We start from the raw sequence: 12,098 nt of genomic DNA, 5'->3' as shown, positions 1-12,098 counted from the left end.
GCTCAAGGCCAAGCTGCATCTTCATGCTGCAGGCCCTGGATGAGGTCGTGCTTGCAGCCTGGCGTCGGCCCCTTGAGAATGGCCGCACATTCATGTTCCAGGAGGGTAGCCGATGGAGGCTCTCGACGCATTGCTCAACCGGGTTTCGGTCCCGCGCCTGACCGACCCTGCGCCCAACGATGCCCAGCGTGAGGCCTTGTTCCAGGCTGCGCTGCGCGCCCCGGACCACGGTCAACTACGCCCTTGGCGCTTTCTGACTATCGAAGGACCGGCACGCGAGCGGTTGGGTGAGCTGTTCGCCAGCGCAGTCCAAAAGCGCGGCGATGCCAGTGAGGCTGCGTTGAGCAAGGCCCGCGCCATGCCGCTACGCGCGCCCTTGCTGATCGTGGTCATTGCCCGGTTGCACAAGCAGCACCCCAAGGTCCCGGTGCTTGAGCAGCAACTGGCGGCAGGGTGCGCGGCCCACGGCATACTGATTGCCGCGCACGCCCAGGGCGTGGGTGCCGTATGGCGCACCGGGGACCTGGCCTTCGATGCCCATGTCCATGCAGGCCTGGGCTTGGCAGACAACGAGGAGCTGCTTGGCTTCCTGTATGTGGGTACGCCCTTGACCGAGCCTCGCACGGCGCCTGTGCTCGCCACTGCCGACTTCGTCAGCGCCTGGGGCGACTGACCCCCGCCGCGTTTGACCCAAGCCGTTGGCCATTGCGCAGACCTGCGCAGTGGCGTTAGTTAGCCGCCAGGCGCTTCCGCCACCGGCAGCTCCAGCGTTGCGACGAAACCGCCTTGTGGATGGTTGGCCAGTATCAGTCGGCCGCCATGGCGCTCTGCCGCCTTGCGTGCAATCGCCAGCCCAAGGCCGTGTCCCGGAGCTTGTTGTCCCGGCGCCCGGAAAAACGGCTCGCCCAGTTGAGCCAGGTGCGCAGCTGCCACGCCGGGGCCCCGGTCACGTACGCACACCCGAAGCATGTCGCCCTCGCGCCACGCGCTCAGCTCCACAGGTTGACCCGCCGGGGTAAAGCGCAGGGCATTGCGCAGCAGGTTGTCCACTGCACGCTCGATCAGGGTTGGCCAACCCTGCAGGGTCAACCCGGGTTGCGCTTCAAGGCGTACATCATGCTCAGGGGCCGTCAGTTGCGCGTCCTTGCGCACGCTGCCCAGCAGCGCGTTGAGATCGACCGTTTCGGCATGGGCTTGGTCGGCGTCCACGCGCGCCAAGGTCAAAATCTCACTGATCAGGTCTTCCAGGCGGTCGCATTCGCGGGTCAGGCGCGGCCACAAGGCCTGACGCTGCTCCGGCTCGGCCCGTTCGGCCAGGGCCAGGGCGATGCGCAGCCGGGCCAGTGGAGAACGCAGCTCGTGGGACACATCGCGCAGCAACTGGCGCTGGCTGGCGATGGTGCTCTGCAGGCGAGCGCCCATCTTGTTGAAATCCTTGGCCAGGACCCCGAATTCGTCGCGCCTGCCGGCCAGTTGCGCCAGGCTGTTCTGCTGGTAGGTACTCTGCCCCAGGTCGTGCACCGCGCCACGCAAGCGGCTCAGGGGGCGGGTGATGGACAGTGTCACGAACAGGCTGAACAAGGTCAGCACCACCAGGGCGATGCCCAGTGCGCTCAGCGGCCAGAGCAGGCTCTCGCGGTGCCAGGCATCGAGGGCGGGGTGGGGGATGCGGTAGATCAGCAGGTAGGACGCATTGCTCTGGGGGCTGGTGTATTCCTCGGTCAGGCGGCGCCACGGCAGGCGCCGGTCATCGTTGTGCTGCCTGGCTTCGAGTGCAGCCGCGCGCCGGGGAAAGGTGCCTGGCACCACAGCGTCGCCACTGTCGTCCAGCACTTGCACGTCGATCTTGTAGCGCGCCTTGCGCCTTTCGAGAAAATGCTGCGCTGCGCCGGGGCCTTCCTGCTCGTAGTGCCTGGCCCATTGGCTGGCTAGCGTGTTCAGCCCCGGATGACGGCTTAGAATCCAGGCGTCCTGGTTGAGCGTGTGCGCCAGCAGTATCGACAGCCCTGCTACCAGGGCGATGGCCAGCCAGAAGCTGGCCAGGATGCGCCAGAACAGTGAACGCACGTAGACCTCCCCAAACGATGAAAGCCCGCCGCGCGCCAGGCTAACCTGGGGCACGGCGGGCGCTGACACTGGAGCTTACTGGGACTTGCCGGCTTTTTCAGCTTTCCAGGCCTGGAACTCCTGCCACTCCGCCTTCTTGGCGGCGCGTTCTTTTTGCAGTTCGTCGAACTTCTTCTGCTGGTCTGGCTTGAGCAGGTTGCGGACCGCAGCGTCGGTCTTGTCGCGGCTAGCTTGCATCTCTTGCTTCATGGCTTTCTGGTCGGCCGCTGGCAGCTTGCCAAGGTAACGCTCGGTGATGTCGTGGCGCTGCTTCATCTGATCGCCCATCAGCTTGCCGATCTGATCGCGCTGTTCGCGGCTCAGGTCCAGCTCGTGGAAGGCTGGGCCACCGCGATGGTGCGGGCCGTCATGGCGCGGGCCGCCGTCAGGCATGGCCATGGCGACGGTAGGCAGTGCGGCGGCGAACAGCAGGGCGGTAAGGGTCTTGCGCATGGTGTCTCTCCTGTCATGGGCCGGTGATCACCGGATGAGCACAGTCTAGGGAGATGATCGTCAAGCGCGGTCAGCGCACGGTAAAGGGAACGTAAAGGCAAGCTCCCTTTCCGGTCATCAGCCTGGCGCAAACGACTACAGGCAGTAGTAGTAGCCGCGGCTGCGCAGGGCGATGATGCGAGGTCGACCGTCGGCGTGCGGGCCGATCTTCTTGCGCAGGTTGCTCACGTGCATGTCCAGGCTGCGGTCGTAGAGCGTCAGCCGCCGACCAAGGCCGATCTGCGCCAGCTCCTGTTTGTCCAGAGGCTCGCCCGGTTGGCGCAGCAATGCTTCGAGAATGCGGCTTTCGGACAGGGTCAGGGTCAGTTCGCGGCCGTCGATGCTGGCCACCCCGCGGGCAGGGCTGTAGACCAGGTCGCCCAGTTCCAGTTGGCTGGTGGCAGGGGCTGGATGGCTGCGGCGCAACACGGCGCGCAGGCGCGCGGTCAGCTCGCGCGGGTCGCACGGCTTGGCCAGGTAGTCGTCGGCGCCCAGTTCAAGGCCCAGGATACGGTCCAGCGGCTCGCCGCGGGCCGACAGCATCACCACGGGCAGGTCGGCATGCTCACTGCGCAGGCGCTTGAGCAGTTCAAGCCCGCTACCGTCGGGCAGCATCACATCCAGTACTACGGCCGCTGGCGCACGGTCGGCCAAGGCCTGGCGTGCAGCCTGGCCATCGTGGCAGGCCCGCACGGTGAACCCTTCCTGGGTCAGCCAGCTGCTGAGCAGCTCGCACAGCTCCTGGTCGTCATCAATCAGTAACAGCTCGCTCATGACTCACTCAATTCAACCATTGACGGCGATGCGTTGGTCCGCCAGCCGCAAAGATACCCCAGTCTTGAGGTCTGCTGCCAACTGGCGATACCGAGCACGCCTTCTAGGCGAGGTGTTTCAAGGCAGCACTTGCTTGAAGGGCTTGACCACGACCTGATCGTAGACGCCTGCAGCGATGTACGGATCGGCATCGGCCCAGGCTTGGGCGGCGCTCAGGGATTCGAACTCGGCCACGATCAGGCTGCCGCTGAAGCCGGCCTCGCCTGGGTCGTTGCTGTCGATGGCTGGGTGCGGCCCGGCCAGTACCACGCGGCCTTGGGCCTTGAGCTGCTGGAGGCGCTCGATGTGGGCCGGGCGTGCAGCCAAGCGTTTTTCCAGGGAGTTGGCGACGTCGCTGGCAATGATGGCGTAGAGCATGTCAGTCCTTGGGTTTGGAGGCAGAGGAGGTATCTTGCAGATGGCGCGACAGGTACAGCCCTTGGGCCACCAGGAACAGCACGGTCATGCCCAGGCTGCCGAACACCTTGAAGTCGACCCAGAACGCCGGGAAGGTAAAAGCGACGAACAGGTTGGCGGCGCCGCAGAACAGGAAGAACGCGATCCAGGCGAGATTCAGGCGGGCCCAGATGGCATCGGGCAAGGTCAGCGCGTGGCCCATGATGCGCTTGATCAGTACCCGGTCGCCTATGAAGTGGCTACCGGCGAAGGCCAGGGCGAACAGCCAGTTCACCACGGGCGCCTTCCACTTGAGGAAGGTTTCGCTGTGAAAGGCCAGGGTCAGGCCGCCAAACACCAGGCAGGCGACCAGCGTCAGCCACTGGCCTTTCTCAAGCTTGCGCTGGCGCAGGAACAATGCGCCGTATACCACCAGCGAGCTGATGATCAGCATGGCAGTGGCACTGTAGATACCACCGAATTCGAAGCTGTGTCCGGCCAGCTCGACAGGCCGTGGATCCAGTTTGTAGACGATGAAGAACAGCAGCAGCGGGATGAAATCGATGAATTGTTTCACAATGGCAGCCAGAACCGGGATGTGACGGCATAATAACAAACATCGAATCCAGCGAAAGCGCTACTCCATGAATGTTGATCTGCACTGTCACAGCACGGCCTCCGACGGCGCCTTGTCGCCTTCGGCCCTGGTCGCCCGGGCCTTCGAGCACGGGGTGCGTACGCTGGCGCTCACCGACCACGATACCCTCGAAGGCCTGGCCGAGGCCCGGCAGGCCTGCCGTGAGCACGGCATGCAATGGGTCAGCGGCGTCGAGCTGTCCTGTACCTGGGGCGGCGCAACCATTCACATACTCGGTTACAACTTTCCCGTGGACGCTCCGCCCTTGCTGGCAGCGATCGAGGCCCTGCACCGTGGCCGCTGGTTGCGTGCCGAGGAAATCGACAGGCGCCTGGCGGCCAAGGGCATGCCTGGGACGCTGGCAGGTGCCCGGCAAATCCAGCAGGCGCTCGGTGACAGTGGCAATGCCCCGGCCCGGCCACACTTTGCCGATTATCTGGTGCGTGCCGGCCACGTCAAAGACCGTGGCGAGGCCTTCCGCAAGTGGCTCGGCGCCGGCAAACTCGGTGACGTCAAGCAACATTGGCCATCACTGGAGGAAACCGTTGCCACCCTGCGCCAGTCCAACGCATGGGTGAGCCTGGCGCATCCCATGCATTACGAGCTGACGCGCAGCAAGCGCAGGCGCCTGATTGCCGACTATATTCAGGCAGGCGGGCAGGCGCTTGAAGTGGTCAATGGGATGATGCCGGCCGAGCAGGTGGGCACTTTGTCCATCCTCACCCGTGAGTTCGGGCTGCTGGCAAGTGCTGGCAGTGACTTCCATGGCCCCGGCACCTGGGGCGAAATCGGTGCCTATCGGCCTTTGCCCGAGGACCTGCCACCTGTGTGGCACCGTTTCAGCCATGAACAGCCATTGCCGGTTTGAACAGGACGACGACGTGAGCCAATTTTTCCAGATTCACCCGGAAAACCCACAGCCGCGGCTGATACGCCAGGCGGTCGAGATCATTCGCAAGGGTGGGGTCGTGGTCTACCCGACCGACTCGGCGTATGCACTGGGTTGCCAGATCGGTGACAAGTCAGCCATCGAGCGGGTGCGCCGTTTGCGTGGGCTGGACAAGACCCACAACTTCACCCTCATGTGCTGCGACATGTCGCAGCTGGGCTTGTATGCCAAGGTCGATACCGGCACCTTCCGGCTGCTCAAGGCCCATGTGCCGGGGCCGTACACCTTCATTCTCAACGGCACCCGCGAAGTGCCGCGCCTGCTGTTGCATGAAAAACGCCGCACCATCGGCTTGCGCGTGCCGGACCATGCCATCACCCTTGCACTGCTTGCCGAGCTGGGTGAACCCTTGATGAGCGTGAGCCTGATCCTGCCTGACGACGCCGAACCCATGACCGATCCCTACGAAATCCGCCAGCGCCTGGAACACCATGTCGACCTGGTGATCGATGGCGGCTACGGTGACCTCAAGGCCTCGACCATCATCGACCTGTCAGGCGATGAGCCCGAGCTGATTCGCGAAGGCTGCGGCGACCCCGCTCCGTTCATGGTCAATGCGTGACCGCCGAGCCATTCACCCAGGCAACGGCTGCGCCTGCCGAGCTGCCAGGCCAGTTGCAGCTGGCACTGGTCTACGGCGAGGCCGTGACCGAGCTGCCGCTGGACTTGTACATACCCCCCGATGCCCTGGAGGTCATTCTCGAAGCGTTTGAAGGGCCGCTGGACCTGCTGCTGTACCTGATTCGCAAGCAGAACATCGACATCCTCGATATCCCGGTGGCAGAAATCACTCGTCAGTACATGGGCTACGTCGAGTTGATGAAAACCGTGCGCCTTGAGCTGGCTGCCGAGTACCTGGTGATGGCCGCCATGCTGGCTGAAATCAAGTCGCGCATGCTGCTGCCGCGCAGCGTCACGGTCGAGGAGGAGGAGGGCGACCCGCGCGCCGAGCTGATCCGACGCCTCCAGGAGTATGAACGCTTCAAGGCAGCCGCCGAGGGCCTGGACGGGTTGCCCAGGGTCGGTCGTGACCTGGTCGTGCCGTGCCTGGAGGCGCCCCAGGCAAAGGTACGTAAACTGTTGCCGCAGGTCAGCCTGCCGGAGCTGCTGGCATCCATGGCCGAAGTGATGCGCCGCAACGACCTGTTCGAAAGCCACCAGATCAGCCGAGAGACCCTTTCGACCCGAGAGCGCATGGGGCAGGTGCTGGAACGCTTGAAAGACGGAGGTTTCGTAGCCTTCATCGATCTGTTCGCTCCCGATGAAGGCAAGCTGGGGGTGGTGGTCACGTTCATGGCTGTGTTGGAACTGGTAAAGGAAAGCCTCGTCGAACTGGTGCAAAATGAAGCCTTTGCCGCCATCCATGTGCGGTTACGCCCTGCTCCTGCTGAAGACGCCCATGAACCTGAATGACCCCCGCGACCTGGCTCCGTTGATCGAAGCCTTTCTGCTGGCCTCCGGCAAGCCACAATCGCTCGAGCGCCTGTACGAGCTGTTCGAGGAGCCCGAGCGGCCCGAGCCGAAGGCATTCAAGCGCGCACTCGAGGTGCTGGGCAAGTCGTGCGCCGGTCGTGCGTTCGAGCTCAAGGAAGTGGCCAATGGTTATCGGCTGCAGATTCGCGAGGATTACGCCCCTTGGGTCGGCCGGCTGTGGGAAGAGCGCCCGCAGCGCTACTCCCGGGCGCTGCTCGAGACCCTGGCGCTGATCGCCTATCGCCAGCCCATCACCCGTGGCGAAATCGAGGACGTGCGTGGCGTGGCGGTCAACAGCAACATCGTCAAGACGTTGGTCGAGCGCGAGTGGATACGCGTGGTGGGCCACCGGGAAGTGCCCGGGCGGCCGGCCCTGTTCGCCACGACCAAGGCGTTTCTGGATCATTTCAACCTCCGCAGCCTGGATGAGCTGCCAGCACTGGCCGAATTGCGCGAGATGGAGCCCGAGCCCTTGCTCGACCCGGACGACGCCCCGGTACCGGCTCACCTGCAGGCCCTGGCCGACGCCAGCCTGGGCGAGGACGAAGAGGCTGAGCCGGTCAAGGACGAGACCAGCTTTCGCAGCCTGCTCGTGGAGCTCGACGCCATGGAGCAGGGCCTCAAGACCGATTTCGACGACGTGCTCCAGCACGACCCTGGTGCCGAAGCATCGCTGGAGGGGGAGCAGAACGAGCAGGCCTGAACGCCGCAACGCCATCTGCTGTGGCCAGGGGCCTGGCCGTCGACCAGGGCCCGCCTGGCAGAAAGTCCTGGCAAGGGGTGTAAAAGCTTCTACCCTCCCATGCATTCATGCGGCGAACCACGTATGATGCGCGGCCTTTTGGCGCGTTCGTTGCCAGAAACCTGTTTTCATTCCTACACCGGGAGGTGCCCAGATGAGTGAGCAAGACCTGCAAGATACCCAGATCACCCCACCTGTTGGCGAGAAGCTGCAGAAAGTCCTCGCGCGCATTGGCGTGGGCTCGCGCCGTGACGTCGAGGCCTGGATCAGCCAGGGCCGCATCAAGGTCAACGGCGTTGCAGCCACCCTTGGCCAGCGCGTCGACCTGCATGACGCCATTGCTGTGGACGGCAAGCTGATCAAGCGTGAAGAGGCGGCCGAGGCGACGCGCCGGGTGATCATGTACAACAAGCCCGATGGCGAGATCTGCACCCGCGACGACCCGGAAGGTCGCCCGACCGTGTTCGATCGCCTGCCACGCCCCAAGGAAGGTCGCTGGATCAACATCGGCCGTCTGGACATCAACACCACCGGTCTGCTGCTGTTCACCACCGACGGTGAGCTGGCCAACCGCCTGATGCACCCGTCGTACGAAATGGACCGCGAATACGCCGTGCGCGTACGTGGGGAAGTGGACGACGAGATGCTCGAGCGCCTGAAGGCGGGTGTCATGCTCGAGGACGGCCCGGCCAAGTTCACCGACATCCAGAAGGCACCAGGCGGCGAAGGCTTCAACCACTGGTACCACTGCGTGGTGATGGAAGGCCGTAACCGTGAGGTGCGTCGCCTGTGGGAGTCGCAGGGCATGGTGGTCAGCCGCCTGAAGCGTGTGCGCTTTGGCCCGGTTTTCCTCAACTCGGACTTGCCCATGGGCCGCTGGCGTGAAATGACCCAGGGTGAAATTGACATCCTGGCGGCCGAGGTGGGCTTGCAGCCCGTGGCGTTGCCGGCCATGAAGCTCAAGGCCAAGGACAAGATGGAGCGCCTGCAGCGCAAATCGTCCCGCCCCCTGGGCCGTGGTGAGCGCGTGCGTAGCCTGCGCCCAGCCCAGGACGGCGCAGCGGCCGGCGAGCGCCCAGCACGCCCGGCGCGCGAAGAGTCGCCGCGCAAAGGCAACCGTGGCAGCGCAGTGGCCGAGCGCCCGAGCGAAATGCGCAAGCGCCCGGCCAAGCCCGAGGGTGACAAGCCAGCTGGCCGTGGTCGCGGCAAGCCGCGCGGCTGAGCCTGCGGGGCCATCATGATGGCCCTTGCCTGTGTACCGACGCTGAACACATTGGGGCTGCTGCGCAGCTCATTGCCGGCAAGCCGGCTTCTGCACTAGGCGAGTAACTCGCGATGAGCAGGAGTCAGTTGGCTGACGATGGGGCGCGAAGCGGCCCCAATGTGCAACCAGCTACCTGAACTGCGCTCCTGTCCAGATGCAACCCACCAGACGGTGCAATTCGGCTGCTCTCGCGCAATTCATGGACCGAGCGTAACCCATTGGGCGAAAAGCCATTTCGTTCGTTTGGCAACTTAGATTGCCAGCTTGTAAGGATTTTTTTACAAGCATCGACCAATTCTCGCAGCAAATCGGAAAACTTCCCCGGGCGTAAAGAAAGCTTGCCGGAGCATGGGTGCTCGATTGCGCCGTCAGCCACATCCCTGTCTTGCCTAAACCCCCCGCCCCAGGGTGTTATAGCCCTCATTGCCCCGTGCAACAGCCCGCCGCAGAGCCGGTTGATAAAACAACAATTGGAGGCGCCATGTACGCCGATCACCTCGCCCACAAAGGCCATTACCTCAGGAACGCTGCGTTTTTTCCGCCGGAAACCACGCAACGCGTTGACGCCTGCGCGCTCGCAGGGTTATACAGTGCGCCGCGTTTTACCTGTGACCCCCTTGCGTACCGCGCACTCCTGACCCCGCCCGGTTGACTCGACCGCGCAGTTGCACCCTCAGGAAACAAGGTGACCACCTTGCCCATTCCGCTGCGCCACGAGCGCGGTGGGTCCGATTCCGTCACAGATAAAAACAATGCAGGTGACTTCGTTCATGAGTGGACACGACAAGCATTCAGGCGAGCTCAAGCGGGGCCTGAAGAACCGCCATATTCAGTTGATCGCCCTGGGGGGCGCCATCGGCACCGGCCTGTTCCTGGGGTCGGCAGGCGTGATGAAATCCGCCGGGCCTTCGATGATTCTGGGCTACGCGATCTGTGGCTTCATCGCTTTCATGATCATGCGCCAGTTGGGCGAAATGATCGTCGAGGAGCCCGTGGCCGGATCGTTCAGCCATTTCGCCCATACCTACTGGGGGGGCTTTGCCGGCTTCCTGTCGGGCTGGAACTGCTGGGTGCTGTACATCCTGGTGGGCATGTCCGAACTGTCCGCGGTGGGCAAGTACGTGCACTACTGGTGGCCGGAAATCCCTACCTGGGTGACAGCCGCTGCCTTCTTCGTGCTGATCAACGCCATCAACCTGATGAACGTGAAGTTCTTCGGCGAAGCCGAGTTCTGGTTTGCCATCATCAAGGTGGTGGCCATTGTCAGCATGATCGGCCTGGGTGCCTACCTGCTGACCAGCGGCAGCGGCGGGCCTGATGCGACCGTGGCCAACCTGTGGTCGCACGGTGGCTTCTTCCCCCATGGAGTCAGTGGCCTGGTGATGGCCCTGGCGTTCATCATGTTCTCGTTCGGGGGGCTGGAGATGCTCGGCTTCACGGCCGCAGAAGCTGACAAGCCCAAGACCGTGATCCCCAAGGCCATCAACCAGGTCATCTACCGTATCCTGATCTTCTACGTCGGCGCCTTGGTGATCCTGTTGTCGCTCACGCCATGGGACACCTTGGTCGCCAGCATCGATGCCTCCGGCGGCAGCTACGGCAGCAGCCCGTTCGTGCAGGTGTTCTCGTTGCTGGGCAGCGATGTGGCCGCCAACCTGCTGAACTTCGTGGTCCTGACCGCGGCCTTGTCGGTGTACAACAGCGGCACCTACTGCAATGCCCGCATGCTGCTGGGCATGGCCGAGCAGGGCGATGCGCCGGCTGCCCTGGCCAAGGTCGACAAGCGTGGCGTACCGGTGCGTTCGATTCTGGTGTCGGCGGCCGTGACCCTGATCGCCGTGCTGCTCAACTACCTGATGCCTTCCAGCGCGCTGGAGCTGCTGATGTCGCTGGTCGTGGCCACCCTGGTGATCAACTGGGCCATGATCAGCTACTCGCACCTCAAGTTCCGCCAGCACCTCAACCGCACGGGCCAGAAACCCCTGTTCAAGGCGCTGTGGTACCCCTATGGCAACTATGTGGTGCTGGCGTTCGTGGTCCTGATCCTGGGCATCATGCTGCAGATTCCGGGTATCCAGGTTTCCGTCTACGCCATTCCGGTCTGGTTGCTCTGCATGTTCGTCGCTTATGCCATCAAGTCACGGCGCAAGGGCGTTGTCCCTGAGGCCATTGGCAGCACCGCCAAATAAGCATCGTACAGCCGCATGCGAAACCCGAAGCGTTGCCCGCTTCGGGTTTCTTCTTTTCTGCGTGTCAGATTTGTTCCAGCAGCCACGCCCTGAACGCCCGCAGCGACGGTAGCGCCTCGTTACGCGGTGGATAGATCAGGTAATAACTGCGCTGACTGGCGAATGCCAGGCCTGGGCTGTACAGCGCTCCTTTGGCCAGCTCGTCTTCCACGAGCACGCGGGGCACCAGGCCCACCCCAATCCCCGCCTGCACGGCCTGAATCAAGTGCGAGGTCAACTCGAAGCTGGGGCCCAGGCGCATGCTTCGGTGGGGCAGGCCGTGGTGCGAGAACCATTCACCCCAGGCATGGGGGTTGTTGGCCACGTTCAACAGCAACTGCTCGCTGATGCGAATGGGGCTCCAGTGCGGTTGTTCGTTGGCGGCCTGCGCCGGGAGAATCACCAGCAGCTCCTCGGCATGCAGGCGATGGCTGATCAGCCCCGGCAGGTCACGGCTGGCCACGCCAATGGCGGCGTCGATCTCGCTGGTGTCGAAGTCGATGGCTTCGATCCGCGAATGCAAGTGTACGAGCATGCCAGGGTGCGCCTTGTAGAAGTCGTTCAGGCGCGGCAACAGCCATTTGGAGCCAAAGGTGGGCAGGGTGGCCAGGCGCAGCGTGCCGACCCCGGACTGGTAGGCCAGCGCCTGGAGGGTCGCGCCCCGAATGCGGCCCAGTGCTTCGCTGAGCTCGCGCTGGTACAGCCGGCCGACGTCCGTCAACCGTACCTGGCGACCCTCGCGGCGAAACAGGGTAAGGCCCAGTTGCTGTTCCAGCGCCTGAACCTGCCGGCTGACCGCGCTCTGGGTCAGCGACAGTTCAGTGGCGGCGCGGGTGTAGCTCTGGTGCCTGGCGGCTGCCTCGAAGGCCAGCAGCAGGGACATGGACGGGGTCAGGTGGCGGTAATTCATTCATGAAAGTCATCGATAGCGGCAGGATTATCCGTTTGCCCCTGGCGCAAAACTACAGGAACATTGCCACATACGTCACTGTTGCCGG

At 63.7% G+C, this 12,098-nt stretch carries 13 protein-coding genes; 7 read left to right on the top strand and 6 right to left on the bottom strand.

The genetic code is table 11. From position 1 onward, the window contains the following. The first annotated feature begins 112 nt into the window (after positions 1 to 112). Positions 113 to 673, top strand: coding sequence for a nitroreductase family protein (locus tag ACF8R3_RS11095; protein ID WP_058637600.1), 561 nt, complete (start codon positions 113 to 115; stop codon positions 671 to 673). A 59-nt stretch (positions 674 to 732) separates the two neighbouring features. Here the strand turns inward: ACF8R3_RS11095 and ACF8R3_RS11090 are convergent, their stop codons facing one another. The 5 genes from ACF8R3_RS11090 to ACF8R3_RS11070 form a co-directional block, all read right to left on the bottom strand. After that, a complete protein-coding gene (locus ACF8R3_RS11090) occupies positions 733 to 2,067 on the bottom strand; it encodes a HAMP domain-containing sensor histidine kinase (protein WP_058637601.1) in 1,335 nt (444 codons plus the stop codon). 75 nt (positions 2,068 to 2,142) lie between these two features. Further along, positions 2,143 to 2,559, bottom strand: a complete 417-nt coding sequence (locus ACF8R3_RS11085) for a Spy/CpxP family protein refolding chaperone (protein ID WP_392515602.1) — start codon at positions 2,557 to 2,559, stop codon at positions 2,143 to 2,145. A 135-nt stretch (positions 2,560 to 2,694) separates the two neighbouring features. Further along, positions 2,695 to 3,372: a response regulator transcription factor gene (locus ACF8R3_RS11080; RefSeq protein WP_144964669.1), complete on the bottom strand. Its 678-nt coding sequence runs from the start codon at positions 3,370 to 3,372 to the stop codon at positions 2,695 to 2,697. Between the two features lie 117 nt (positions 3,373 to 3,489). Beyond that, positions 3,490 to 3,789, bottom strand: coding sequence for a YciI family protein (locus tag ACF8R3_RS11075; RefSeq protein ID WP_392515601.1), 300 nt, complete (start codon positions 3,787 to 3,789; stop codon positions 3,490 to 3,492). A gap of 1 nt (position 3,790) precedes the next feature. Further along, positions 3,791 to 4,384 (bottom strand): septation protein A, encoded by a 594-nt coding sequence (locus ACF8R3_RS11070; RefSeq protein ID WP_027915901.1) that lies wholly within the window; start codon positions 4,382 to 4,384, stop codon positions 3,791 to 3,793. Between the two features lie 67 nt (positions 4,385 to 4,451). On the opposite strand from ACF8R3_RS11070, the gene ACF8R3_RS11065 reads away from it, so the two are divergent. The 6 genes from ACF8R3_RS11065 (at position 4,452) to ACF8R3_RS11040 (ending at position 11,061) form a co-directional block, all read left to right on the top strand. Next, on the top strand, positions 4,452 to 5,312 hold the full coding sequence (locus ACF8R3_RS11065) for a PHP domain-containing protein (RefSeq protein WP_196136231.1): 861 nt from the start codon (positions 4,452 to 4,454) through the stop codon (positions 5,310 to 5,312). A 13-nt stretch (positions 5,313 to 5,325) separates the two neighbouring features. Next, positions 5,326 to 5,955: an L-threonylcarbamoyladenylate synthase gene (locus ACF8R3_RS11060; RefSeq protein WP_145255481.1), complete on the top strand. Its 630-nt coding sequence runs from the start codon at positions 5,326 to 5,328 to the stop codon at positions 5,953 to 5,955. Positions 5,956 to 6,080: 125 nt separating this feature from the next. After that, on the top strand, positions 6,081 to 6,806 hold the full coding sequence (locus ACF8R3_RS11055) for a ScpA family protein (RefSeq protein WP_181405494.1): 726 nt from the start codon (positions 6,081 to 6,083) through the stop codon (positions 6,804 to 6,806). Beyond that, positions 6,793 to 7,569, top strand: coding sequence for an SMC-Scp complex subunit ScpB (gene scpB / locus ACF8R3_RS11050; protein WP_392515600.1), 777 nt, complete (start codon positions 6,793 to 6,795; stop codon positions 7,567 to 7,569). The genes ACF8R3_RS11055 and scpB overlap by 14 nt, the downstream gene beginning before the upstream one ends. A gap of 193 nt (positions 7,570 to 7,762) precedes the next feature. Next, the gene (gene rluB, locus ACF8R3_RS11045) at positions 7,763 to 8,830 is read left to right on the top strand and encodes a 23S rRNA pseudouridine(2605) synthase RluB (RefSeq protein WP_058605583.1); all 1,068 of its coding nucleotides are present in this window, start codon (positions 7,763 to 7,765) and stop codon (positions 8,828 to 8,830) included. A gap of 812 nt (positions 8,831 to 9,642) precedes the next feature. Further along, on the top strand, positions 9,643 to 11,061 hold the full coding sequence (locus ACF8R3_RS11040) for an amino acid permease (protein WP_197844198.1): 1,419 nt from the start codon (positions 9,643 to 9,645) through the stop codon (positions 11,059 to 11,061). A 64-nt stretch (positions 11,062 to 11,125) separates the two neighbouring features. On the opposite strand, the gene ACF8R3_RS11035 is transcribed toward ACF8R3_RS11040, so the two are convergent. Next, a complete protein-coding gene (locus ACF8R3_RS11035; RefSeq protein WP_197844199.1) occupies positions 11,126 to 12,010 on the bottom strand; it encodes a LysR substrate-binding domain-containing protein in 885 nt (294 codons plus the stop codon). Positions 12,011 to 12,098: the final 88 nt, after the last annotated feature.

The sequence above is a fragment of the Pseudomonas sp. FYR_7 genome (assembly GCF_043106155.1).
GTDB classification, from domain to species: domain Bacteria; phylum Pseudomonadota; class Gammaproteobacteria; order Pseudomonadales; family Pseudomonadaceae; genus Aquipseudomonas; species Aquipseudomonas parafulva_B.
The sequence above is the reverse complement of the archived record's forward strand: the minus strand, read 5'-3'. Positions and strand labels throughout refer to the sequence as shown.